Raw genomic sequence first — 25,325 nt, forward strand, 5'->3', positions numbered from 1 at the left:
GAGATTGGCACTGCTATGATTGTTCCATGAACAGAGAACCCCAGGATTACAGGCTTCCTGACACCCGCTCACTCACCATCAGGTCTCTCGAGCCAACTGATGCAACTCAGGCAGTCAAGTATATGCAGGCAATGTATACCGACAGCCCTTTTCTTGCGCGTTACAGTGATGAGTGGAATATCAGTATTGAAGACGAGGCCGCATTTCTGGAGAATGCAGCCAAATCCCAGAATAGGCTGATGTTGGGAGGCTTTATCGATAATGTGCTGGTTGCTCTCTGTGACTTCTCCCCTTTGGGCTTAGCCTATAAAATGGCCCACCGTTGCCAGATAGGAATTTCTGTTGCTACAAAACATCAGGGAAAGGGGATCGGCTCACTCATGATGAAAACCTTGATTTCTGCTGCTACTCAGACAGGATTCGAACAGATGGAACTGGAAGTGGTGGCAAGCAATACAAGAGCCATGCAACTCTACAAACACTATGGTTTTCGAGAAATTGGCATGATTCCCCGCGGGTTCCGCTACCGTGAAGGTTACTATGAGGATTTGCTCCTGATGGCCAGGGAACTATGACCATCAAGTAAACTGAGCTCCCACTCTTGCTCCCTGAATCCAAATAACACAAACTGGTCTGTAACCAGAAGCGGTCATTTGACTGGCATCCCTTCAGTACAGAGAAGGTCTAGCATCTCCTCATCCATCTTAGGAATTCGATTTTTCAGATGCATGAATCGGTATAGTTGACCACTGGTATTGAAAAAGCGTTTCAAGGGAACATTGCTTCGCCGATAGAGCTCACAAAGTTCCTCTTTATTGGGATGATCTTTCTTGATATCACGGTAGGTGTACGCCACGCGCCGTGCATCAAGGAATGCAATTGCTTTACTACAAGTTGTAACAGATAATGGTCATATAGGCTCCTCATAGCAATGGTAGCAAAGCGATGATCTGCTGGCAATCAGATAAATACACTCATTCCCCTAGACCAAAGCCCAAAAAGTTGCTATATACAATGTGTTTCGGGTAAAAGGTTTTTGCAAGTATCCTGCTGACAGGGTGGTCGAAAATCAACTGTTTATGTATACTTAGCAGGATTACATTGCAACAAAGGGCTTTGCCTAAGGATATACATGGTCCGAATGAGGACCGAAAAGGATGAACATAGGATGATCGCTGATAAGAGTATCAAAGAATTGGAAAACTCCTCCGTCGCACTGACGGTCACTGTGACCGCTGACACCATCGAAAAAGACTACCAGGCAGCTTTGAAAAAGTATGCTGCTGACGTCCAGATCAAGGGTTTTAGAAAGGGCAAAGTCCCTGTATCCGTTCTGGAAAGTAAGTTTGGTAAGTCGATTCGTGAGGAAAGTACATTCAATACCATCGAAGACGCATTGAAGGAAGCATTGACTGATGTTGAAGACAAGTACAAGCCACTCTCCTTCAGCACCCCTGAGCTCCAGGATGAAGAGAGCCTTCTCCCCTTCGAGCCCAACAAGGACATCACCTTCACTGTCAAGTACGACATCATGCCCATTTTTGAGACCCCTGAATACAAGGGCTTGAAGGTTACCTACCCCAAGGTAACACTGAGTGAGGATGCGGTGAATGCTGAAATTGAAAAACTCCGCGAGCAGAATGCAATGGTCATCGACAAAGATGGAGCTGCAGAGATGGGAGACATTGTCACTGTTGACTACGTTGAGCTTGATGAAGAGAACAATGAGATTCCTGGAACTGAACGCAAAGAGTTTGTTTTCACCCTGGGCAGCACTACCAACTTCTACCAGATTGATGAAGATGTTGTCGGCATGAAAAGCGGTGAAGAGAAGATATTCTCCAAGACCTACCCAGAGGATTCAACCGTTGAGGGGTATGCTGGAAAGACCATTACCTTGAAGGTAAATGTCCAAAGTGTAAAATTCCGAGATATCCCTGAACTCGATGATGAGTTTGCACAGGATGTCAAGGAAGAGTACAAGACTGTTGATGACCTGGTTAGCGCAACCCGTGAGAAGTTGCAGGCAGCGCTCGATGCAAAGCTTGAGTCAGAAAAGCTCAATGCTTTGAGCGAAGCACTGCTACAGAAGGCTACCATTGAGGTTCCCCAGAGCATGATCGACATGGAAGTGGAGCAGAGTTGGAAGCGTTACATCCAGCAGGTCGGCCTGAGTGAAGAGCAGATTTTGCAGTTCCTCAAGTTTCAGAATCAGACCAAAGAGGACATCACCGCCCCTTGGAGAGAAGCTGCTGCAAAGTCACTGCGCCTCCAGTTGATCATGGAAAAGATCAAGGAAGCCGAAGCGTTCCCCCTTGAGGAAGAAGAAGTGAAAAAGGCCATGGACGAGCAGCTGACGGAAATAACCGATCAGGCTCAGCGGGATTACTACCGCACCATGATTGAGGATGACTTGCGCTTCCAGAAGATTGCACCGTTCTTGCAGGAGAACAATACGTTCGTGGAAGGTGAGGAAGTCTCCTATGAGACGTTTATGAGCGAAACCTACGGCGCATAGCCGTAGACGTTCAAGAGTGCTTAGTGTGTGAAAAGGCGGTTCCTCACTGGTTCCGCCTTTTCAATCCCAGCTACCAAAGGGGGTTTTTACCATGAATACCAATCCTGAAAGGATGCAATCCAACATACCGATGGTCGTCGAGCAATCAGGTGTAGGTGAAAGAGCATATGATATTTTCAGTCGCTTGCTTAAAGACCGCATCATCTTCCTCGATGGTGAGATTACTGATGCAACAGCCGACTTGGTTGTGGCTCAGATGCTGTTTCTTGAGTCTGAAGACCCAACTAAGGATATCAGCCTGTACATCAACAGCCCTGGTGGATCAGTTACCGCTGGTTTGGCTGTCTACGACACCATGCAGTATCTGCATAGTGACATCCAGACCATCTGCATGGGGCAAGCAGCAAGCATGGGTGCTTTGCTCCTCTGTGCCGGACAGGAAGGAAAACGATTCATCCTCCCCTCTGCACGGGTTATGATTCATCAACCGTGGGGAGGAGTTGAAGGCCAATCATCGGATATCTCCATCCATGCCAGAGAGATTGGTCGTCTGAAGAATTTGACCATTGACATCATCGCGAGACATACCCATAAGACCTATGAGCAGATCGCCAAGGATGTTGAACGAGATTTCTTCCTCGGTAGTGATGATGCTGTCTCCTACGGCATTGTCGACAGTGTTATGAGAAGGAGTTAGTAATGGCAAGAAATGCAAAAGTCTGCTCGTTCTGTGGAAAAAGCCAAGATGAGGTCAAGCGATTGATAAGCGGACCTGGCGTTGCCATCTGTGACGAGTGCATCAAGGTCTGTAATGATATGCTTGCAGGAGACCCAAGCTTCCAGGAGGAAGTAGTCGGTCTACCTGAGCACATCCCTACCCCTCAGGAATTGAAGGAGTACATGGATGAGTACGTTATAGGACAAGAGGATGCAAAACGGGTACTCGCGGTTGCCGTGTACAATCACTACAAGCGCGTTAAATATCAGAAACAGATATCCGAGCAAGGTGTAGAGCTGGACAAGTCAAACATCCTAATGGTGGGGCCCACCGGTACAGGAAAGACGTTGCTTGCATCCACACTTGCAAAGAAGCTGCAGGTTCCCTTCGCAATTGCCGATGCTACGACACTCACTGAAGCAGGATATGTCGGTGAGGATGTGGAAAACATACTGCTCAAGCTTATCCAGAATGCAAATGACAATATCAAGGCAGCTGAATTCGGGATCATATTCATTGATGAAATCGACAAGATTGCCAAGAAGGGAGAAAACCCATCAATCACCCGTGATGTCAGTGGTGAAGGTGTACAGCAGGCTCTTTTGAAGATCATCGAAGGCACGGATGCCTCTGTTCCCCCACAGGGTGGGCGCAAACATCCAAACCAGGAGATGTTGAAGATCAACACACGAAACATTCTTTTCATCTGCGGTGGTGCGTTCGTAGGTCTGGACAAAGTCATTGAGAAACGGGTCTCCTCCCATGCCATGGGATTTGGAGCGAGCATCGTCAATGCACAGGACAAGGACTTGCATACATTGTACAGCAAAATGCTTCCAGACGATTTAGTGAAGTTCGGCTTAATCCCTGAGTTCATTGGGAGACTTCCCATCCATGTTGCTCTGGACAATCTGACCAAGAATGACTTGATGCGGATTATCCTTGAACCAAAAAACTCCATTATTCGCCAGTATGAAGCATCGTTCCGCTTGGATGGAATTGAGTTTGTATTCAAGAGCGATGCGGTAGAAGCTGTTGCAGAGAAAGCCTTTGAACAGAAGACCGGTGCCCGTGGACTCCGCTCCATTGTGGAGAATGTAATGATGGGAATCATGTACGACATACCTTCCATCAAACAGGTCAAACAGGTAATCATCGGTCGGGAGTGCGTCATTAATGGTGAACAACCTGAGGTTATCCGTGGAGCGTGAAATATTCAGCTACCCCCCAATTGATGAAGAGATTCTTGCATTGTTGAGAAATCGTGAAGAGTTTGTTGTCATCGGACATGTCAGTCCCGATGGGGATTGCCTAAGTAGTCAGATGACAATGAACTCCTTGCTCCTGAAGATGGGGAAAACAGTCCATATAGCAAATGCTGGGCCATTCGATCGCTCAGAGATTGCTTATCTCCGCTCTGATTTCCTCAATCATATCGATCAAGATCTGAAGCAGAGAGATCCTGTAATTGTGGTAGTTGACTGTAGTTCGCCAGAACGTATTGGTCACCTTGCAGAGGAGATTGAGGGGCTTACCACCGTGGTGTTCGACCACCACAGCAGTGGGGAGCAGTTCGGTACCTACCGCTACATTGTCCCCCGTTCGGTTTCTACCACGTTGATCATCATGCAGCTCTACAAAGCCTTGGATATTGAGATCAGCCAGGAGATAGCCGAGCACCTCTTCTTTGGGTTTGCCACTGATTCAGGATTCTTCCGTTTCATCAATGCCTACCGGGGAGAAACACTTCGTCTTGCTGCTGAACTTGTTGACCTAGGAGTATCCCCTAATTTGATGAATGACCGTATGTCAGGTGGCAAGAGTTTAGGGTACATTAAATACTTGGGCAAGCTCATCGATCGAAGTGAAAGTTTGTTCGATGGAAAGGTGATGATTTCCACCAGTTATCTTGAGGACAATAAGCAGTATATCACCACCGACAAACCGAGTGATTCACTGTACACGATGTTGCTCTCAGTGCAGGGTGTCGAGGTAGTGCTCTTCTTCAAGGAACTGGAAGCGGAAAAGACCGAGATTGGGTTCCGTTCCTCGCATCAAAGTAGTATCGATGTCGGAGCTTTGGCTGAAAGTTTTGGTGGCGGCGGGCACAAGAAAGCCGCTGGAGTCACGCTCAACAAATCAATCAAAGAAGCTAAGAAATTGCTTTTGCAAGCTATCGAGACGATGCTGAAAGCCTAACTTGGCATACACATTGCATGGATATGTGCATCATTCCACAAGGAGGCACCCATGCAATGGCTACCGCTCTCTGAAGAAGAGAGCAAGACTTTAACAAATCAGGTGGTCTGTTACCAACAGGACCAGACAAACACCACCCTCTATCGCACCATCCACAGCAAGACGCAACAAATCCTCTATGCCCTTCCCTACTATCTTCGTCTGCTTGAGGAAGAGGATTGTAGTGAATTCCTCCTGTTCTGTTACAACACCATTGACTACTATCTAACCACCTATCGAATTGGCAGACTTTCCTATATTGGGTATCTTACCCAGGTGGTCCGTAAACGAACCAAATATTTCATCACCCAAAAAAGAGCGATGATTGCCAGAGAAAAATTGATCTATGCAAGCGAACGATACCAGAATCCACAGGTATATAAAGAACCAGAGTTGACTGCAGAGACAGCCTCCTATACAGCTTTCGAAGGGTTCCTGGTTTCAAAGATGGATTCTCTCCCTTCACTTTTCAATCGTTTGCTTCACGAACGGAAGACAAGTGGGAAGATGCCTCTTCCCCATCTCCAGCGTCTGAAGCAAGAGCTTTCAGCCCCCGTTAATCGAAAACGGTTCCTTATCGTACTTTCCCTCGCTCCTCAACTTGCCAATGAATACTTACTGGAAGATCTTGCAGCGCTTCTAGAGGTTGATGCACACTTACTCAACCAATATCTCAATACAGCAAACCTTCTCTTGGAAGAGAAAGAGCGATGCAGAAAAGAATTCATTGCTACAAGCAATCGGCACTTCAGAAGATTGCTGGAAATTGAGGGTGATTTGCAAACAGAAATAGATACAGCAGCAATCGAGCGTCTGGAAACGCTGAGAGATTGGACCATTAGGGTATATAAGGCGAAAGTAAACCAAATCAGGAACATGGAGTTCCGTTTGAGTCACTATCAACTAGGGAAATTGCTGCATATACCCAAAGGAACCATTGACAGCTCAGTCCACTACATGAAACGCGTACTCAGACAGTATATGGACGAACTTTCTGACAATGAGTATCTTTAGGAACATGAATATTCTATTGGCATCAAATAATGAGCATAAAAAAGAGGAATTCTCCAGAATCCTCACTGGTCATACCATCGTACTCCCCAGGGAATTGGGCATCGATTTCGACTATGAGGAAGATGCCGAGACCTTCACTGAAAATGCACTGGGAAAAGCGAGGGCTCTTGCATCCCAAGCTCCAGAGGGGTACAAAATCCTTGCCGATGACTCAGGGCTCTGTATCGACGCATTGGAAGGTCGCCCAGGAGTCAGGACCGCCCGATATGGATTGGAAACATTTGGAAGAATGTTGGAGAGTGGGGAGAGAAACGAATTCCTGCTGAAAAATATGGCTCATCTTGAGAAGAAAGAAGAACGGAGCGCACAGTTTGTGTGTGCGTTGGCATTTGTGATGGATAAACGACGGGAGTTCACCTTCTGTGAGACAGTGGATGGGTTCATTGCAAAAGAGAGTTACGGAGAAGGTGGATTCGGTTACGATCCGGTATTCATCGTGAAGGAAGAGGGAAAGACCATGGCCGAACTTTCTGATGAAGAAAAAGACCGCTACAGTCACCGTGGTAAAGCCTCCCATCATTTGATTACTTTGTTAGGAGAAATTTCATGAGTATACAGACACGAGCAGAACAACGGGAACAGGATACCTGGGACCTTACCAGTCTCTTTGCTGACGAGGCAGCATGGGAAGCTGCAACAGAGAAACTGAAGCAACGTATCACAGAAGCCCCCAGTTTGAAGGGGTCCCTTGCAAAGGGAAAAGAATCGTTTCTGACAACGATGCAATGGTATGAGGAGACAAGCATTCTCCTGGAGAGGATTTACAACTGGGCTTTTCTGGGATATGCATCCGATGCCTCTGATACTGCCAATGTCAAACGATATAGTCTTGCTGCCAGTCTCTTGAGCCAACTCTCTGCTGCAATGGCGTTCTTCGACCCTGAACTACTGAGCATTGAGGATGCGACAATCGAGCGATACTTGAAGGATGCAGACTTTGCTCCGTACCATGTATACATAAAAAAAGCCAGACGGTTCAAAGCCCACATACTCAGTGAGGGGGAAGAACGTCTTCTGGCTCTCCAAAGCGAAGTAGCTTCCACACCACGTAATACTTTCAGCGATCTTACCAATGTTGATTTTGATTTTGGCGAGATCGATGGAAAACCTCTGACCCAGAGCTCCTTGAGTTCCTTCCTGATGCACGAGGACCGAAATCTGAGAGAGCGGGCATACAGACAGTTCTATGGAGTATACGAGAAGAGTAAGCATGCCATCGCCAGGCTCTATGAGGGCCAAGTGAAACAGGATATCTTCAGGGCCAAAGCGCGTGGGTATGAGAGCTGCAGAGAGATGGCACTTTTCCCGGATAATGTGCCGGTTTCAGTGTATGACAACTTGATCAAAGCTGTACATGAGGCACTCCCTGCCCTCCATCGCTACTACAGGATGCGGGCGAAACTCCTTGGCTTGGACAAGCTCTCCCATTGGGATGTCTATGTCCCTCTGGTAAAGGGTGTAACAAGCAAGACCCCCTATGAGGAAGCTGTAGCCTTGATCGGGGAAGCTCTCGCTCCACTGGGAAGCGAGTATGTCAACACTATCACCAACGGACTGACAAAGGATCGTTGGGTAGATCGCTATGAGAACAAGGGCAAGCGCAGTGGAGCATTCAGCAGTGGTACGTTTACCAGCAAACCCTATATTCTCCTTAACTACAAGGAAGATGTGCTGCGTGATGTCTTTACCGTAGCCCACGAAGGGGGACATTCAATGCACAGCTATTACAGCGCCAAGAACAACCCCTACTTCCACTATGACTATACCATCTTCGAAGCGGAAGTGGCATCGACATTCAATGAACAACTCCTCGCAAAGTACTTGATTGACCATGCCAGCGACGACAGGATGAAGGCATATATCATCGGCAAACAGCTTGATGACATCATAGCTACGCTCTTTAGGCAAACGATGTTTGCCGAGTATGAGATGATCATCCACAGGGAGGCTGAGGATGGCGTACCGATCACCCTCGAGTTGCTGAGAAGTGAATACCGTAAGCTGTTGGAACAGTATTTCGGAGAGGCAGTCTCCTTTGCAGAAGAGAGCGACTTGGAAGGGTTGAGGATACCGCATTTCTATAGCCCGTTCTATGTCTACAAGTATGCAACAGGGCTGAGTGCGTCCATAGCCCTGAGCAAGAAAGTCCTCAACGGGACAGAGGAAGACAGGCAGTCATACCTCAACTTCCTTTGCAGTGGAGGCAGTCTCTACCCTATCGAGTCACTTCGGAAAGCTGGTGTTGACATGCAGAAGGAGGAGCCTGTAAAGGATGCCCTTTCCACCTTCTCGGTTCTTCTGGACCAGGCTGAAAGCCTGCTCCCGTAAATGTTGCCCTCATTTTTCAAAAGAGGGCTTGACGAGCTCCCCGCCCTTGTTGTATTGTTGGCACGTTCACTTCAGGAGCGAACAATATTACAGGAATGCGGTAGTGGTGGAATTTGGTAGACACGCTAGCTTGAGGTGCTAGTGGGAGAAATCTTGTGCTGGTTCAAGTCCAGTCTACCGCAATGGAAACAACCTCTTTGTAGATATAGAAATATCAACAAAGGGGTTGTTTTGTTTTGACAGAACAAAAAACCCCGAAAAGACGATGCGGCATCAAAAATGGCATCAGCGAATCATTTCCTAAAGCCTATTCTGGCGCTACTCACAATTAGCCAGGAGTTCGGTGTTCTAACTGTTTATCTCATCAGCATTGTGCATCCTTGGTCGGTTTTCTCTCCCAAGTCACCTTACCCGTGTTGATGCAGAATGGGCTACGCTACCCACTTCCGGTACACGCAGAAAGTGCAGGGACATAGAGCGTCTATTCTGTGGTTTTGGTGCTTACCCTCTTCCTATCTCTCTCTTTCTCTTTTTCCTAAGAAAAGCAGTGATTTCACTCTCTAAAAAGAACAGCTTTACAGAGTTCTTGCTTGCAACCTACCTCAAGCAATTGCATCTCTATCTTTTCCTACAACTCGCTGAGTCCTCTGCACAGGAACTGCTGCAATGTTCCTTCACTCCCATCACTTCTGAAGTATTCTATGCCTACGCTCTGTATCTGCAGGCACTTTGCTTGCCAACACGGCGATCTGTTTGAATATATTAAAAGGCTGGGATTATGCTCCTGCTTCGACAGCAAAGCCCAATGCCCTAAAGATTGCCTTGTCCTGTTCATTCAGCTCACTCCGATAAGGAGTGTCATTCTCTCTGAATGTCACTTCCTGTTGATCCATCACAGAAAAAAGGGCTTGGTTCAGGCTGTAGGATGTCTCCTTCAGTTTCTCCAATACATTCTGTCGGATAATTTCGGAAACGAGTTGGAGAAATACCCTACCGGGGAAATACTGGGGAGACTGTATGTGCAAGACCCTGCAATCCTCCTGATTCATCAGGTTATTGAACCGATGCTCAAAGTCATTACGCTGTTCATACTTGGCAAGCGCTTGCTCTGCAGAAAGTCCTGTATTTGTGATCACAGCCCAGAACCCTGCCTGAGAAGCTTCAAAGGTTCTCAGCGGATCTCGGCTCAAACTTACCCTGTTGCTCCCGTTTGGTCGTTTGCGTACTTTGAAATACGTCTCATACAACCGAGCATGTTCCTCGAGGGGTACTTCAAACTCCAATTCCCGCTTGCATCTTCCCAACAAGGAAAGCAGGTTGCTTCGCTGACTTTCCCTCCACTGCTCATCATAATACAGGTGGATGGTAAGCGATTCTGCCTCAAGGAACGGGGCAGCAAGACTCAGACTTTTTAGTTCCCTACCCTTGCAATCATAGAGTACTGTACCTTCTACAATGGCTTCACGATGCTCTTCAATGAATTGTACCAACCATCGTTTTCGTGTTGGAATGCGGATGATAAACTGATAGCCCAATTCCACCAATTCCTGGATCCTGGGTATGGAGAAATACCTTCGATTGAGCATCAGCACCGTATCGGTATCGGCTTCCAGCGTATCCATCACATTCGCAATGGTCTTGCTGCTGAGCATCGTCCCATCCAGAATCTGAAAGGAGTATGGAAGAGGGATATCACCATGTGCAAGCAAGATAATGGTATTCTGTTCCAATGCCTCTATATCCCGGTTATAACCATATTGTAGGAATGGATTATGATTCTGGTAACTGGCGGTACTGCATAGGTCAAAGATGATTTCACGCTTATCTTCATCGAAATTTTCCAAGCAACGCTGCCCCCAGAGTCTGAGAAACTCAGCATCAAAAGAACGGAGCATTGCCTGTATTTCAGGAAGACTGTCCACACCCCTATAGATTCCCTGCTTCCAATGCGTAGCATAGGATAGAGGGTTGTTTACACAGAGCAAGTACCATGCAAGATGCAAGAGTTTTTCTATTTTCTCGATGCTCAGAAGCGGCTGCATCCACGCTTTTAGTGAGAGTTCTTTCTCGACTAATTCCTGCAACTGCTCAAACGCATATCGACGGAACGTCGGGATAGCTTTTACTGTCTCCGCTCCCTGGCTCTCAAGCTCTTGGAGGTACGTAGGATTGTAGAGGGGTTCCCCGGTCACTCCATCAAGTTTACCTATACATCGGCGTTTATGACGTGTCTGCTTTTTATCCGGGTCCCAATAGTATTGGTCCTCATATAAATACGTGACATGATTCTTCTTGTTAGCTATTTCAATGACTTTAGGGCGTGATAATCTCGAAACCATGTTATAATTTATAGCATTCTTTTTTTTATTAATCAAGAGTAAAGTACCCCGACCAAACTATTTATACCATACCATGTTATAATCAGTAAAAGTACACAAAACTTTAAGGGTAAAGAAATAGCTATTCTACTGTTGTGCTAAATAGCAATTCATTGTTACAATTCTATATCATTTTTTTCAAAGGAGTTTATTTTGAAAAATACGAACAAATTGTATCGAAAGTTGCTTATTATTGGATTGATGTTACTAATTTCGCTTCCTGCCTTATTCGCACAAGGTCAGCAGGAATCTGCTAATACCATCACCTTCGCTGGTTCCGGTGGGTATCCTCCATTCAACTACATGACAGAAGATGGTGATATCATTGGTTTCGATGTTGATGTTGCTGCCGAGATCGCCAATCGTCTGGATATGGAATTGAAGTATGTAGCTACCGCATGGGATGGTATTGTTGAGGGACTCAGAGCAAAGCGCTATGACGGAATCCTGGGCAGTATGGGAATCACAGAGGAACGTGAAGCAGTAATCGACTTTTCCATACCTTACTATTACAGTGGCCCCCAGTTGATCGTCATGAAAGACAGCGGTATCAATTCGGTGGAAGACCTGACCAGTGAGCATACCCTTGGCTTGGTTACCGGCACCACCTTCGAGAACGATGCAAAGGTCCTTGGCACCAAAGTCAAGCTTTATGAAGATGACAACCAGACCTTGATCGAACTGCTCAATGGTCGTGTTGACGGTGTTCTGACTGACAGAATTGTTGGGTTGAATGCCATCAATCAACTGAAAGAGGGAAATAAGCTTACGCTCGTAGGATCGGTACTTCGCAGCGAAGTCATGGGCATTGGATTCCATGAGGATGACGATGAGCTCCGTGAGCAGGTCAATGCTGCACTCCGTGATATGTTTGCCGATGGCACCATGAAAGAGATTAGTGCAAAGTGGTTCAACGGTGAAGACATTACCGTAGAGTAAGGGAGAATCCTACCATGAATATATTACCATGGGATCTAACGGTGATTCCCCAGCGTTTTTTCCAATTCGCTGATGCAGCACTCTATACGTTGCAGATCACCTTTTTTGGGATTCTTCTTGGTCTTATAATTGGATTGGTGGCCGCACTCGGCCGCCTTTCCAAACGTCAGTGGATAAGTGCTCTTAGTAAAGCATATATCTTCCTCATCAGGGGAACACCGCTTTTGGTGCAGTTGTTCATTATTTACTATGGCCTTACCAGTATTGTAACCATTGATCCCATTCCCTCTGCAATTATTGCACTGGGAATACATAACGGAGCTTACATTGCTGAAATCTTCCGTGGATCAATCCAATCAATCGATTATGGACAGATGGAAGCTGCTCGAAGCTTGGGTATGACGCAAGGGAAGGCAATGCAACGCATCGTGCTTCCTCAAGCCTTTAAACGAGCTGTCCCCCCATTGGGCAATCAGTTGATCATCGCATTGAAGGACAGCAGCCTTGCATCCACTATCGCCGTTCCGGAGCTTATGCTCAAGGGAAGACAGATGGGCTCCTCTTCCTTCATGTACATGGAGATGTTTCTTATCGTCGGCATCTGGTACTTGATCATGACGAGCCTGCTCTCATTCGTGATGCATCGCATCGAACAAAGATTGAAGGTGAGTGACCATGACTAAACAAACACATAAGACAGAAGAGACAATCCTGAAGATAGAACATCTCAAGAAGTGGTTCGGGGACCTCGAAGTCCTCAAGGATATCAACCTCGAAGTAAAACGAGGCGAGGTGGTCGTAATCATTGGCGCCTCTGGAAGTGGAAAGAGCACATTACTCCGCTGTATAAACTTTCTGGAGAAAGCCCAGAAAGGAAAGATTTACGTCAACGGGAAGCAGGTAAGACAGCAGGAAAAACAATTGAACAAGGTCCGCCAGGGTCTTGGAATGGTCTTCCAGCACTTCAACCTCTTCCCTCACATGACTGTCATCGGGAATGTAATGGAAGGCATGATCCACGTCAAGAACATGCCCAAGGAAAAAGCTAGGGAAAAAGCCCTCGAGCTCTTGGAGCAGGTAGGACTGAGTGACAAAGCTGATATCTACCCTGCCATGATTAGTGGAGGACAGAAACAGCGTGTTGCCATCGCCCGGGCTCTCGCCATGGAGCCTGAGATAATGTTGTTTGACGAGCCTACCAGTGCACTCGATCCTGAGTTGGTTGGAGAGGTACTCTCAGTTATGACTGACCTTGCAAACAAGGGGATGACAATGCTGGTGGTAACCCATGAGATGTGGTTCGCCAAGGAGGTTGCAGACCGCGTTATTTTTATGGATGATGGAATCATCCTTGAGGAAGCTCCCCCTGAGGAGATGTTCAGTGCCCCAAAGGAAGAACGCACCCTTGCCTTCCTGAAACAGGTGCTTCCTCCACAAGACGAATAAGAACCATGCAAACAATTGTATTAAGACCCTTGCTTTACCCGGCAAGGGTTTGTTTTACGTGATATACCTCAGACAATAATCAACGTAACTGCACTAAAGCCAAGCTGCTATTTACGACTCGTTTAGCCTTCTGTGAGGCGAGCACATGTGAGAATGTAGTTCCGGAAAAAGCCCACAATGAGATTGCGGAAAAACTCATCATCGTAAAGAAGAGTGCACTGAGAAACAAGGCTGGTACGCTGTGGTTCATACTACTGAGAAATATAGTGTAAAGTGTAAGGGCAAGTACCAGTACCTTTGGATTGAAGAGCTGAAGCAATAACCCATCCTTATAATCCAGCAACTTGGAGCCCTTTTGAGAGAGCGTATAGTCTGCATGCAGTACCCGATAGGCAAGATAGAGGATGTAAGCCGCTCCCAGATATTTGCATAATCTCAGGAAGAATGTGAGCAACGAGCGATACAAAGATCCCACAAATCAGCATGATGGAGAAAAAGCCGGTTGCAATTCCCAGGAAATACGGCATGCTCCGCTTATACCCCGCCTGCATGCCCATGATTGCACATCTGATGGTGTTTGGACCTGGGGTAAACGTAGTCACACATGCAAATATGAACACTGAAACATAATCAATCTCCATGGGATTCCCCTATGCTGATTATAGCAGAAATGCACTGTGTAGGCCAAAAGAATCCCCGGGAAACCCCGGGGAGAACATGAGAATCCTTTGATTAGTACTGCTTCGGTCCTGCAGCAAGAGCCTGCTCAACCAAGGCATAGAAATTGCTGACACTCATGGTTGCACCAGCAATATCATCGGTATGGCCGCCATCATCCTTGTAGCTGATCTGCGTAGGATCCTGGGTGGAGAGCAGGTATGCTTCGACTGCAGCAGCCTGTTCATGCCAACCCTTGCCGATTTCACTGTGTGCTATCATCCCATACCCACCTTCAGCAGCAACCTGTTTCTTGTCACGACCGTCCTTGTCCACTCCACTCCAGTAGACGCTTTCAATGTTGCCATTGTTGACCAACAAGGAAACATACCCTTTCCAACCGGATGAGCTGAAAGTCTCATCACTGGCATAGTAGGAACCATCCTGGAAAGGACCGATTTCATTTGGGCCAGCTGCAAGCGCTTCCTTGGCAAGATCATAGAAGGCATTAACATGGATGGAGACTCCTGCAATATCATCAGTATGGCCCTCGTCATCTTTGTACGTAATACCTTCAAGGTCCTGGGTCTCAAGCAAATATGCTTCAGCCTTGGCAGCCTGTTCATACCACTCTGCCTGTGCACCACCGAACTTAACCATATTGTAGTTTCCAGCCTTGTCATACGGCTTCTTGTCATCGCCAGTTCTATTGACTGCGCTCCAGTTGACAGCAGCAATACGTCCATTGAGAACGGTCAAGGATACATATTCTTTCCAACCGGAGGAAGGATAAGAATCTGCTATGGCAAAGTATGCTCCATCCTCATAGGGGCCACGGCCAACAGGACCGGAAGCAAGAGCTTCGCTGGCAAGGTCGAAGAATGCATTTACATGGACGGAGACCCCTGCGATAGCATCGGTGTGACCTTCAGCATCACTGTAACTAATGGCAGTAGGGTCCTGGGTCTCAAGCAAATATGCTTCAGCCTTGGCAGCCTGTTCATACCACTCTGCCTGCGCATTACCGAACTTGACCATGTTGTACTTACCAGCTTTATCATAGCTTTTCTTGTCCGCACCAGCATTGATGTTCACTCCATTCCAATCAGCATCAATGATTTTTCCACCTTCGACAGTAAGGGTCACTGTCTCCTTCCATCCGGAAGAAGCGAAGCTGTCAGCTGCTGCGAAATATACGCCATCTGCGTATGTTCCAGTTGCCACAGGTGCCGTTGCAGAAACAGTCGGTGCAGCTTTCGGTGCAGCAGTAGCTGCCTGGGTTTCTTCACTCTCTGACTTGGCACAACCAGCAAAGGTAAGCATGATAGCCAAGACGGTCAGAACCAGCAATAGATGTTTTTTCATCGTAAGATACTCCTCAAATACTTGAAAATCGTTCGAACATTATCTATATATAATCATATACTGATTTTTGACACACATGCAATATCGTCATAAAATTATCAATAGTAATTTTTAGTAACAATAAATTGTCATTATTTACTTATATTTAATAATGTTATACAGAATAGTATACCCATTGCTTTACTCTGATATCAAAAATGTGTCAAAAAAAAATTTACAAATTTCTTTACGGTAAGTACCGCTCGCAGGAGCATTACCTTACAAGGAACGAACTCCTGTAGCGCATGAATAAATAAGGATTTGTGTATTTTGTATCGATAAAAACATGGTATAATTGCATTAATTCCTAGTTTTATGCTAGAGTGTTTTCTTATGAGACCAGGTGGGGTGGTAATACCTTTTCTCACCTTTTTACTATATCTCTCTGTACCCGCACAGGGCCAACAAGGAACGTGATGATGGACAAGAAACAGATTGTTATTTTGGGCGGAGGCTATGCAGGAGTGCATGCAGCAAAAGCACTGCACAAGGCATTCAAGAAACAGAAAGACAAGGTTGAGATTACCTTAATCGACAAGAACAGCTACCATACTCTTATGACTGAGCTGCATGAGGTTGCAGGAAATCGTGTTGATGAGGAATCGGTTAAAATTTCTTATGATCGCATTTTCTCAGGTAAAATGGTGAATGTTGTACAAGACAAGATCACCAATATCGATTTCAAAAAGCAGGTACTTACTGGAGAGAAGTCAACCTACTCCTATGACCAACTTCTGATCAGCACAGGTGCCCAAACTGCCGATTTCAATATACCTGGGGTAAAGGAACATGCCTTCTACCTGTGGGGCCTCGAGGATGCACTGAAGCTCCGCACCCATATTGAACACACGGTACGTGAAGCCGCTAAGGAAGTCGACCAAGAAAAGCGCAGAGAGATGCTTACCTTTGTAGTTGCAGGTGGTGGCTTTACCGGTGTAGAGATGATGGGTGAACTGATAGAATGGCTTCCCGTCCTCTGCAAGAAACACGGTATCGACTTCAAGAAAGAAGGGCGATTGATCAACTGTGAGGGACTGGGAAATATCCTGAACATGCTTCCAGAAAAACCACGGGAAAAAGCGGTCAAACGTATGGAAAAGAAGGGTGTTGAAATTATGCTCAACAGCCTGATCACCAATGTCGAAGCAGATAGGTTCACCACCAAGAATGGGGATGTCATAAAGACCAGAACCCTGGTTTGGACCTGTGGAGTACGTGGTACTGAATTCTGTGAGAGGCTTCCCCTCTCCGATGGGAAAATCGGGAGAAAAGCCGTAAACGAGTTCATGCAGAGCCCCGACTACCAGAACGTCTATCTTGCCGGCGATGGAATGTGGTTCATCGAGGATAATCGTGCAGTCCCGCAGATTGTTGAGGCGGCAGAACAAACTGCAAAGACTGCTGCTGAAGGTATTATCTATACCATCAAGCAAGAACTTGGATTGGATGCAACGCCACCAAAACCATATAAATCTAATTTCCATGGGTACATGGTATCCATCGGAGGGACCTATGCGGTAAGCCACACAGCGGGCATCTCTCTTTCAGGATTCTTTGCCGTCGCACTGAAGCATCTCGTTAATCTGTACTATCAGAGTGGGGTTTGTGGAGTCAATGCAATCTGGGCATATATCAAGCATGAAATTCTCGAGGTCAAAGACAAACGTTCGTTGATTGGCGGACTGGCTACCTACAAAATTCCTTCCTATTGGACTGTGTTCCTTAGAATGTACCTTGGTGTCATGTGGCTCATCGAAGGTATCAAGAAGATCGCGGAAGGCTGGCTTACCGATACCACTGGGTCGAAGGTATACTGGGGAGCCCCTGCAGATGCAGGGTCAGCAGACAGTTTGGCATCTGCAAGCCAAGCAGCAGTGGAAACAGTAGTGGAAACAGTAGCATCTGCAAGCCAGGCGGTAGGGGACGCTGCTTCTGGTGCAGTCCAACAGCTTGCACCTCCTCTGCTCTCTCAGCCTCTTGGAATCTTCACATGGGTCAATGATACATTCGTTGCCCAAGTTCCTTATTTCTTCCAGATCATGATTGTCCTTGCAGAGACGGGTATTGGACTCCTGTTCCTTGCCGGTCTCTTCACCTTCCCGGCGGCCATTGTATCCATCGGCCTCTCTATCACATTCCTCATCGGTGCAATGGCAGGCAAGGAAATCCTTTGGTACATAGCAGTATCCATTGTCATGCTCGGTGGAGCTGGAAAGGCCTTTGGATTGGATTACTGGGTCATGCCATACATAAAGAAACTTTGGAACAAGACCCCATTTGCAAAGAAAACCTATTTCTACCTCGACGAACCTGAATTCACACGGAAACAGATGGAAAAGAAGTTGGGCAGGAAGTAGGCAATCATGTCAGATTTTTGGGACGATGAGCCTCACATCCAAGCACAACTCCAGGTAGTCCGAAAAACAATTGGGCAAACCGTTGCCACCGCACATGGTTTTATCAAGCCAATTCTTGAAGATTATGTGAACAGCACCGGTAAAATGCTTCGTCCTGCCTTAGTGCTCATCACCAGTATGATTGGTAATCAGGATCGCAGCGAGGATGCTATCAGGGTGGGCTCAGTTATTGAGCTCATCCATCTTGCATCATTGGTGCATGATGATATTATCGACCGAGCCCCAAAACGACGAGGCAATACTTCTGTCTATGCGAAGATAGGCGCTAAACAGGCTGTACTGGCAGGAGATTTTCTCCTAGCACGTGCTTTGTCACTTGTCAGCGGAAAAGAACGGGGCGGCGATAGCCAGGTTGTATCACGAGCGCTGACGCGTCTCTGTGAGAGTGAACTTGAACAGGATGCTGGACAAGGAGATTTCTTCATAGACCGAAACACCTATCTTCGTCGGATTGGTGGAAAAACCGCCAGCCTTTTTGCACTAAGCTGCTACAGTGGTGTAGCGCTGCAGGAAATCAATGAAACAATGAACAAACTTGCCCATCGCATTGGTTACTGCATGGGAATGGCATTCCAGATTCAAGACGATATTTTGGATTATATCGGAAGTAGCAAAAAACTTGGCAAGCATACCGGTGGTGATGTGAAGAGCGGTATTCCTACCCTACCGCTTATCTGTGCCTTGGAACTAGAGAACGAATGGGGCAAACAAGAATTGAAGAACGTACTCACGGACAGAAAAATCCCGTTGGACCAACGTACCACCAAACAAGTTCTCTCACTGGTGGAAGAACTGGGTGGTATACAAAAAGCGCAATTTCTTGCAGAATCCTATAAGATGCGAGCTTTGGAAGAGATACACCGCCTCGGAAACCCTGAGGTTGAGCGTATGTTGATTTCCCTGTTTGAAAAATTATCTGCTCGCTCAGTATAGGAATTGTTATGGATACTACATATAATCTTGATGCTGATCTCAGCGGTGAAGAACGAGTCTTCCATGATTCGTATGATAGGACACTGCTGTACCTTGAAAATCGACAAAAAATGGCACCTGTGTCTTTGATTGTTCTTGAAGGAGAGCTCCATCATCTCACAGTTTATGAAGGACAGGATTGGGTGGGGCGTGGCGAATTGAAGAACAGCGAGATACAGGGGCAGATTTACGCCTACATTGCATTCATCGGCAAGATGAAAGAAGAGCTGCAGAACGAGTAACCACCCTGTAGCTCCTAATGCTATCGATTAATCATCAACCAAGCAACGTCTTCTGACCATCCAAGCTTCTCAGCCCAGAAATTTCCTCTGTTACTTCAAGCACACCATGATACTCCTGATTGTTGTTTCTCACGGCATAGTAACGGATCAAGATGAACTGGGAACCCTTTTGGATCCAGAAAGACCCATTGCCCTTTCTCCCTGCCTTGAAGTCAGAAATCAGCTTCTCCACCACTGCAAGACTCTTCGGTGGATGACAATGCTCAACATCACGTCCGATGATACTCCGTGTTCTCGGGAAGATACGTTCCTTGCCCTCACTGAAGAAGCGGACCTTGTCATCGGCTCCAACAAAGGTAATATCAGAGAGTAGGGTATTCAGCGTCCAAGCCAACTCTTCCAAGGTAAAATGACCACTGGGAAGTTTGATTTCTCCACTTACTTCCTGATTGGGGATAAAGTCATCCTTGCCGTTCATACTCGCATTCCAGCGATACCAGGTGGCTGCATCAGAAGGGCTTGCTTCTTCGATGCCACCACCATTGAAACAACATCCGATTTCGGTACTATCGCGAGCAACGGTCAACAAAGCATCATTGTCCATGCAACCATGAAGCATTGGTATGAGGATGTTGTTCTCTTTATCAATCATGCTTCTCACCTGTTTTTCAACGCGGGCAAGCTCACTCTCAAGTACCTCTCCGTTGGTTTCCAATGTACGGATCAGTAGCTTGTACATCCCCCTGATTTCATCATCAACACCCCACATCACCTTAGGAGGGGCGGTAATTCCTGCCTTCTCAAGGTAAGGGAAAAGGAGGTTCTCTTTTCTGGAATAGTGGTTGTCAATCTTGCTGAGACTCTTGAGTGCTGCCAAGAGATCAGCTCATGTCCGTTCATTATTATCAGAGTTACAAGCTTTTACTGCCGTTGTAAACACTCCATCCAGAAAAGCGAGCAATCCCTCATTTTCCTTGAGGAACACAAAGGCAGGAAGGCCTGCAGTCTACTCTATGGTTTGTCCACCATTGATCTCTTCCACACTCCCGCCAAAAATGGAAGCATGTACATCACAGAGTTTCTGCACTTGTTCTTCGTTAATCTTTCCTTCTTCAATCAGTTTCTTTTCAGCTGTAGCTAAGTCTTCTGCACTGATGGTCCCGAATTCTGTTTCGTATTAATTCCTACCTACATGATTTGAATGCTAAAAAGCGCTCCAACAGCGAAGCGCTTTTTGTAAAAATGTGTATGCAATTACCTCTCTTAGTAGGCATTTGTTATATAGTGTTCCAATTCGCCAATTTCAAAATCACGCTCCTCAAGAGCCGCCTTGACTACATCGCCGATTGACACCATCCCGATAACTCGGTCATTGTCCACAACAGGAAGGTGGCGGAATCTACCAGCAGTCATAAGCTGCAAGCAGTCATCAAGATTCTGCTCAGGTTTGATGCAGGTGACACCTACTGTCATCACTTCCTTTACGGGAACTGATGCCGTATTCAGGTGCTCCAACCTGTGAGAGAAATGGCGGACAATGTCTCGCTCTGAGAGAATTCCCTTGATATCCCCATTCTCATTAAGTACCAACAGTGCACCAATCTTATGCTCGGTAAGCTTCAAAAGGGCATGTGCCAAAGTATCTTCAGGGGTGATACTGTAAACGGTGCTTCCCTTTTGATCCAGAATTGATTGTACGTTCGCCATACATAACCTCCATTTCGTATATTATCTAACTCCCTTCTACCACAAGCGTACTCCACCGGTAGGAATTTCGCAAGGAAATAATGGGAGGCTTATCTGCATTCTAGCGTGATTAATTCCCTCTATTTTCGCCTCATATACACAATATATGCACATATGATTGCTAATAGCAAGTAATTGTGTTATATATTGCCATATCTTTAAATGAGGACCTCTCCATGAATCTGATACTCTATAGTGCTACAGCACTTTTATTGATGCTTTCGTTTCTTAAGGACAAGGAGAAAACAAAGAATGCGCTCAAAAAAGCGTGGAAAGCGTTTGAAAACATTCTTCCCCAATTTCTTGTCGTGATTCTTTTGGTAAGCCTCCTCCTCAGCGTTCTCGACCGCGAGACCATCGTGAAAATCATCGGCAAGGAATCAGGATTGACTGGGATTGTCTTGGCCGCTGTTGTAGGATCTATTACCCTGATACCCGGCTTTATAGCATTCCCCACTGCAGCATTACTGCTGGAGGGAGGAGCTGGGTACATGCAGATCGGGGTCTTCATATCAACACTGATGATGGTAGGTGTTGCAACCCTTCCTGTTGAGATACAGTATTTTGGGAAACGCTTGGCACGCTACCGAAATACACTTGCCTTTATATTCTCATTCATTGTTGCCTACGTCATTGGAAAGGTTCTGGAGGTGGTGCTTTGACAGCTATGGTGAAACGCTACAGTTCTTTCCTGCTTGTTCTTGTAATGCTTGGGGGTATCAGCCTATTCAACCAAGAACTGGGAAAAGGTGTATTCGATATCACGATCATGCAGCTTAAGGAAATGCTACTGGTCATCCCCCCTATCTTCGTCTTGTTGGGCTTGCTTGATGTGTGGGTACCCAAACAGACAATGGTAAAATTCATGGGCAAAGGCAGTGGATTGAAGGGCATCCTACTCTCTCTGCTTATCGGTTCTGCTGCAGCAGGGCCTCTCTATGGGGCATTTCCAGTAGCGGCGGTGTTTATGAAAAAGGGAGTGACATTCCCCAACATCCTCATCTTCATCGGGGCATGGTCCACGACCAAGATACCTATGATTCTCTTTGAGTTCTCAGCTTTGGGTGCACCCTTTGCACTGACACGACTGCTTATCGACATCCCGGGTATCATCATCATCGCTTTCCTACTGCAAAAACTGATGGGCAGGGATGAGATAGAGGCAATCTACGAGAAGGCAAGAGCACAGTAGCAGACACTCAGTCAACGAGGTATGAGAGGTCGGTGAGTTTTGCAAGGTCCAGAATTCGGATCACCCGATTCCCCACAGCAAGGATGATACCATCTTCCTCGAACTGTGTAAGCTTTCTGCTCAGCGTCTCTCGTGCAATCCCAAGATAGTTAGCAAGTCCCTCCCTACTCAAGGGGAGGGTTATTTCCAGGAAATTCCCATTATAGTGACCATAGGATTCCTTGAACTCAAGCAGAAGGCTGGCAATTCGCATGTCTGCATTACGCCCTCCCATGCTCTGCATTGCATTTTCGAGTCGGCTCATCCGATTTGCCATGGCTTCGATGATCTCTATGGCAACCTGGCTGTGTTCAGCTAACAGGTTTTCAAAATTCGTCTTGCTCAGGGTGCAGACGGTGGTCGGTTCCAGAGCTTCCACTGTATAAGGAACCCGTTCCTCCGTGAAGAGAAACCTGGCACCAAAGTAGTCATTGACAGGAAAGATATAGAGGATCTGCTCTCTTCCGTCCGGTGTAATGCGATACGCCTTTGCACTCCCCTCCCTGATGACGGTAAATGCTGAAGCCTTCTCTCCCTCACGTACGATGATCTCCCCTTTCTTATAACGGTGGTGTTCCATCTCACTGGTAAGCGCGTGTACTGCATCACGTTGCAGAGAGGAGAAAAGTGGTACATTTCTTAGACAGAGATCATTGCTACAACCATCACATGCATCGGGCACAGTATTTTTAACTCCTACTAAATTACTTGGTTTGTGATTTCAATCACAGAATAAAAACCGTCATCATGGTATTTCTATGCTATCTGAAGTATACGAAAACGTACAGAAAGGGGAAATACTATGAGTGAAGATACATATTACGAAATCAATACGAGAAAGTACATCACGGAGCACTACACTCCTTATGACGGAGATGACTCCTTCCTTGCAGGACCCACTGTACGGACAAAAAAATTGTGGGAAGAACTCAAGGGACTTCTCGAGATTGAACGCCAACGAGGTGGCATGTATGACATTGACGAACATACCATCTCCACTATTATCAGTCACAAGGACGGATATATCAACCGAGATCTTGAGCAAATTGTAGGACTGCAGACGGATGAACCTCTCAAACGTGCCATCATGCCACTGGGAGGAATCAGGCTTGTGCACACTGAGTTGAAGGCATACAACCGTACCCTACCGGAATCCATCGATGAGGTGTTCAAGTATCGCAAGACACACAATGACGGAGTCTTTGACGTGTATACAGAACAGATGCGTAAAGTACGTCACAGTGGCATCATCACCGGGCTTCCGGATGCATATGGCAGAGGACGAATCATCGGCGACTATCGAAGAGTGCCTCTTTACGGAGTCGATTATCTTATCAAGCAGAAACAGAGTGCCAAGGAAAACTACCTCTTTGATGCAATGAATGAGGAGGTAATCCGCGACCGTGAAGAGCTCAGCGAACAAATCCGCAGCCTCATGGAGCTGGGGGAAATGGCAGCCATCTATGGGTATGATATCTCAAAACCTGCAACTGATACAAAGGAAGCCATCCAGTGGTTGTACTTTGCATTCCTTGCAGCAACCAAGGAACAAAACGGTGCTGCAATGAGTCTCGGAAGGGTTTCAACCTTCCTAGACATCTACGCAGAGGAAGATCTGAAGAAAGGCCGTTTCAGTGAAGCAGAAATCCAGGAGTTGGTAGATCATTTCATCATGAAGCTCCGCATAATCCGATTCCTCAGGACCCCCTCCTATGATGAGCTGTTCAGTGGAGATCCCACCTGGGTAACTGAATCCATCGGTGGCGTCACTCATGATGGCCGACATCTGGTTACCAAGATGAGCTACCGCTTCCTGCACAGTCTGACCAATCTCGGGCCTGCACCAGAGCCAAACCTCACAGTGTTGTGGAGTAATCGCTTACCAGAGTCCTTCAAAAAATTCTGTGCGGGCATCTCCATAAAGACCTCTTCAATCCAATATGAGAACGATGACCTCATGCGTAAGGATTATGGTGACGACTATGGAATTGCCTGCTGTGTCTCAGCCATGAAACTGGGGAAACAGATGCAGTTCTTTGGCGCACGGGTCAATCTGGCAAAAACCTTGCTCTATGCAATCAACGGAGGAAGAGACGAGAAGAGCGGAGAGCAAATCGGCCCTAAATTGGCCCCGCTCACCGATGAAGTCCTTGACTACGATACCGTCATGGATCGGTATGAGGCAATGAGCAGCTGGCTTGCAAAACTGTACATAGACACCTTGAATGTCATCCACTACATGCATGACAAATACAGCTATGAACGTCTCGAGATGGCCTTGCACGACACCCAGGTCATGCGCACCATGGCAGGAGGCATTGCAGGATTGAGTGTTGTCGCAGACAGTCTTTCTGCCATCAAGTTTGCAAAGGTAAAGCCCATCCGGGATGAGAGGGGCCTGGTGGTGGATTTTGAAATCGAAGGAGACTTCCCCACCTACGGAAACAACGACGAGCAAGTAGATTCCATCGCCAGGGACCTGGTAAGAGGCTTCATCACAAAGATGAGGAGACACACGACGTACAGAAAAAGTATCCCCACCCTCTCCATACTTACCATCACCAGCAATGTGGTCTATGGGAAGAAGACAGGAAGCACCCCAGACGGGAGAAAGGCAGGAGAACCCTTCGCACCGGGAGCAAACCCGATGCATGGACGGGACAAAAAAGGGAGTATAGCAAGCATGAAGAGTGTGGCAAAGCTCTCCTATGAAGATGCGCAGGACGGAATTAGCTACACATTCTCGATCATTCCACAGACCCTTGGAAAAGACAAGCAGATACAGATTGCAAATCTGGTCACATTGCTTGATGGATATTTTATCGAGGGAGGGCACCATATCAATGTGAATGTCATGGAAAAGGAGACGTTACTCGATGCTATGGACCATCCAGAGAAATATCCCCAGCTAACCATCAGGGTAAGTGGATATGCAGTGAATTTCATCAAGCTCACCCGTGAACAACAGCTTGATGTCATCAACCGCACCTTCCATGGAAGCCTATAAGGAGTCAACT

The 25,325-nt window shown here is 46.7% G+C and carries 25 protein-coding genes, 1 tRNA gene and 1 pseudogene; 19 read left to right on the forward strand and 8 right to left on the reverse strand.

Going from position 1 to position 25,325, the window contains the following annotated elements; translation table 11 throughout:
- The first annotated feature begins 26 nt into the window (after positions 1-26).
- Positions 27-575 (forward strand): GNAT family N-acetyltransferase, encoded by a 549-nt coding sequence (locus DYP60_RS06745; protein ID WP_117330128.1) that lies wholly within the window; start codon positions 27-29, stop codon positions 573-575.
- A 74-nt stretch (positions 576-649) separates the two neighbouring features.
- Here the strand turns inward: DYP60_RS06745 and DYP60_RS06750 are convergent, their stop codons facing one another.
- Complete coding sequence (locus DYP60_RS06750; RefSeq protein ID WP_117330129.1) at positions 650-880, reverse strand: thioredoxin domain-containing protein; 231 nt, start codon at positions 878-880, stop codon at positions 650-652.
- A gap of 261 nt (positions 881-1,141) precedes the next feature.
- Here DYP60_RS06750 and tig point away from each other — a divergent pair, with 261 nt between their 5' ends.
- The 9 genes from tig to DYP60_RS14205 all read left to right on the forward strand — a co-directional run bounded on the left by tig (position 1,142) and on the right by DYP60_RS14205 (position 9,633).
- Positions 1,142-2,518, forward strand: a complete 1,377-nt coding sequence (gene tig / locus DYP60_RS06755) for a trigger factor (protein ID WP_237446290.1) — start codon at positions 1,142-1,144, stop codon at positions 2,516-2,518.
- A gap of 91 nt (positions 2,519-2,609) precedes the next feature.
- On the forward strand, positions 2,610-3,215 hold the full coding sequence (locus DYP60_RS06760) for an ATP-dependent Clp protease proteolytic subunit (protein ID WP_117330130.1): 606 nt from the start codon (positions 2,610-2,612) through the stop codon (positions 3,213-3,215).
- A 2-nt stretch (positions 3,216-3,217) separates the two neighbouring features.
- The gene (clpX, locus tag DYP60_RS06765; RefSeq protein ID WP_117330131.1) at positions 3,218-4,447 is read left to right on the forward strand and encodes an ATP-dependent Clp protease ATP-binding subunit ClpX; all 1,230 of its coding nucleotides are present in this window, start codon (positions 3,218-3,220) and stop codon (positions 4,445-4,447) included.
- Entirely contained in the window at positions 4,437-5,435 is a 999-nt protein-coding gene (locus DYP60_RS06770; protein WP_240622837.1) for a DHH family phosphoesterase, read from the forward strand. The genes clpX and DYP60_RS06770 overlap by 11 nt, the downstream gene beginning before the upstream one ends.
- 51 nt (positions 5,436-5,486) lie before the next feature.
- On the forward strand, positions 5,487-6,488 hold the full coding sequence (locus tag DYP60_RS06775) for a hypothetical protein (RefSeq protein ID WP_117330132.1): 1,002 nt from the start codon (positions 5,487-5,489) through the stop codon (positions 6,486-6,488).
- Positions 6,489-6,492: 4 nt separating this feature from the next.
- Positions 6,493-7,098: an RdgB/HAM1 family non-canonical purine NTP pyrophosphatase gene (rdgB, locus tag DYP60_RS06780; RefSeq protein ID WP_117330133.1), complete on the forward strand. Its 606-nt coding sequence runs from the start codon at positions 6,493-6,495 to the stop codon at positions 7,096-7,098.
- On the forward strand, positions 7,095-8,876 hold the full coding sequence (pepF, locus tag DYP60_RS06785; RefSeq protein WP_117330134.1) for an oligoendopeptidase F: 1,782 nt from the start codon (positions 7,095-7,097) through the stop codon (positions 8,874-8,876). The genes rdgB and pepF overlap by 4 nt, the downstream gene beginning before the upstream one ends.
- Positions 8,877-8,973: 97 nt before the next feature.
- Positions 8,974-9,058 (forward strand) — tRNA-Leu (locus DYP60_RS06790).
- Between the two features lie 188 nt (positions 9,059-9,246).
- Positions 9,247-9,633 (forward strand): hypothetical protein, encoded by a 387-nt coding sequence (locus DYP60_RS14205; RefSeq protein ID WP_117330135.1) that lies wholly within the window; start codon positions 9,247-9,249, stop codon positions 9,631-9,633.
- Positions 9,634-9,652: 19 nt separating this feature from the next.
- Here DYP60_RS14205 and DYP60_RS06800 read toward each other — a convergent pair whose 3' ends face one another.
- A complete protein-coding gene (locus DYP60_RS06800) occupies positions 9,653-11,215 on the reverse strand; it encodes an IS1634 family transposase (protein ID WP_133299306.1) in 1,563 nt (520 codons plus the stop codon).
- A 192-nt stretch (positions 11,216-11,407) separates the two neighbouring features.
- Here DYP60_RS06800 and DYP60_RS06805 point away from each other — a divergent pair, with 192 nt between their 5' ends.
- From DYP60_RS06805 to DYP60_RS06815, 3 genes are read left to right on the forward strand one after another with little or no spacing between them, the layout of a single operon-like run.
- On the forward strand, positions 11,408-12,193 hold the full coding sequence (locus tag DYP60_RS06805) for an ABC transporter substrate-binding protein (RefSeq protein ID WP_240622838.1): 786 nt from the start codon (positions 11,408-11,410) through the stop codon (positions 12,191-12,193).
- Positions 12,194-12,207: 14 nt separating this feature from the next.
- Positions 12,208-12,876: an amino acid ABC transporter permease gene (locus DYP60_RS06810; protein WP_117330137.1), complete on the forward strand. Its 669-nt coding sequence runs from the start codon at positions 12,208-12,210 to the stop codon at positions 12,874-12,876.
- Positions 12,869-13,639: an amino acid ABC transporter ATP-binding protein gene (locus tag DYP60_RS06815; RefSeq protein WP_202384412.1), complete on the forward strand. Its 771-nt coding sequence runs from the start codon at positions 12,869-12,871 to the stop codon at positions 13,637-13,639. The genes DYP60_RS06810 and DYP60_RS06815 overlap by 8 nt, the downstream gene beginning before the upstream one ends.
- A gap of 79 nt (positions 13,640-13,718) precedes the next feature.
- On the opposite strand, the gene DYP60_RS06820 is transcribed toward DYP60_RS06815, so the two are convergent.
- Together DYP60_RS06820 and DYP60_RS06825 are read right to left on the reverse strand one after the other, a co-directional pair.
- A complete protein-coding gene (locus DYP60_RS06820; RefSeq protein WP_117330138.1) occupies positions 13,719-14,114 on the reverse strand; it encodes a LysE family translocator in 396 nt (131 codons plus the stop codon).
- Positions 14,115-14,371: 257 nt separating this feature from the next.
- A complete protein-coding gene (locus DYP60_RS06825; protein WP_117330139.1) occupies positions 14,372-15,661 on the reverse strand; it encodes a hypothetical protein in 1,290 nt (429 codons plus the stop codon).
- 458 nt (positions 15,662-16,119) lie between these two features.
- Here DYP60_RS06825 and DYP60_RS06830 point away from each other — a divergent pair, with 458 nt between their 5' ends.
- Genes DYP60_RS06830 through DYP60_RS06840 form a run of 3 tightly spaced genes read left to right on the forward strand, consistent with a single transcriptional unit; the run spans position 16,120 to position 19,331 of the window.
- Positions 16,120-18,057, forward strand: a complete 1,938-nt coding sequence (locus tag DYP60_RS06830) for an FAD-dependent oxidoreductase (protein ID WP_117330140.1) — start codon at positions 16,120-16,122, stop codon at positions 18,055-18,057.
- A gap of 6 nt (positions 18,058-18,063) precedes the next feature.
- A complete protein-coding gene (locus tag DYP60_RS06835) occupies positions 18,064-19,050 on the forward strand; it encodes a polyprenyl synthetase family protein (protein ID WP_117330141.1) in 987 nt (328 codons plus the stop codon).
- Between the two features lie 8 nt (positions 19,051-19,058).
- Positions 19,059-19,331, forward strand: a complete 273-nt coding sequence (locus DYP60_RS06840) for a hypothetical protein (protein WP_117330142.1) — start codon at positions 19,059-19,061, stop codon at positions 19,329-19,331.
- Between the two features lie 34 nt (positions 19,332-19,365).
- Here the strand turns inward: DYP60_RS06840 and DYP60_RS06845 are convergent, their stop codons facing one another.
- From DYP60_RS06845 to DYP60_RS06855, 3 genes and pseudogenes are all read right to left on the reverse strand, one after another.
- Positions 19,366-20,208, reverse strand: a complete 843-nt coding sequence (locus DYP60_RS06845; RefSeq protein ID WP_117330143.1) for a PAS domain-containing protein — start codon at positions 20,206-20,208, stop codon at positions 19,366-19,368.
- Between the two features lie 129 nt (positions 20,209-20,337).
- Positions 20,338-20,493, reverse strand: a pseudogene (locus DYP60_RS14740) (DUF438 domain-containing protein); the annotation flags it as partial.
- 101 nt (positions 20,494-20,594) lie between these two features.
- Positions 20,595-21,038 (reverse strand): CBS domain-containing protein, encoded by a 444-nt coding sequence (locus tag DYP60_RS06855; RefSeq protein ID WP_117330145.1) that lies wholly within the window; start codon positions 21,036-21,038, stop codon positions 20,595-20,597.
- 215 nt (positions 21,039-21,253) lie between these two features.
- Between DYP60_RS06855 and DYP60_RS06860 the strand changes: the two genes are divergently transcribed.
- Together DYP60_RS06860 and DYP60_RS06865 are read left to right on the forward strand one after the other, a co-directional pair.
- The gene (locus DYP60_RS06860) at positions 21,254-21,739 is read left to right on the forward strand and encodes a permease (RefSeq protein WP_117330146.1); all 486 of its coding nucleotides are present in this window, start codon (positions 21,254-21,256) and stop codon (positions 21,737-21,739) included.
- 5 nt (positions 21,740-21,744) lie between these two features.
- Positions 21,745-22,269: a permease gene (locus tag DYP60_RS06865; RefSeq protein ID WP_165849534.1), complete on the forward strand. Its 525-nt coding sequence runs from the start codon at positions 21,745-21,747 to the stop codon at positions 22,267-22,269.
- Between the two features lie 7 nt (positions 22,270-22,276).
- On the opposite strand, the gene DYP60_RS06870 is transcribed toward DYP60_RS06865, so the two are convergent.
- Complete coding sequence (locus tag DYP60_RS06870; RefSeq protein WP_240622839.1) at positions 22,277-22,990, reverse strand: Crp/Fnr family transcriptional regulator; 714 nt, start codon at positions 22,988-22,990, stop codon at positions 22,277-22,279.
- Between the two features lie 120 nt (positions 22,991-23,110).
- Between DYP60_RS06870 and pflB the strand changes: the two genes are divergently transcribed.
- Positions 23,111-25,315, forward strand: coding sequence for a formate C-acetyltransferase (pflB, locus tag DYP60_RS06875; protein ID WP_117330148.1), 2,205 nt, complete (start codon positions 23,111-23,113; stop codon positions 25,313-25,315).
- The last annotated feature ends 10 nt before the right edge of the window (positions 25,316-25,325 follow it).

This window comes from Sphaerochaeta halotolerans (genome assembly GCF_003429665.1).
Classification (GTDB): Bacteria; Spirochaetota; Spirochaetia; order Sphaerochaetales; family Sphaerochaetaceae; genus Sphaerochaeta; species Sphaerochaeta halotolerans.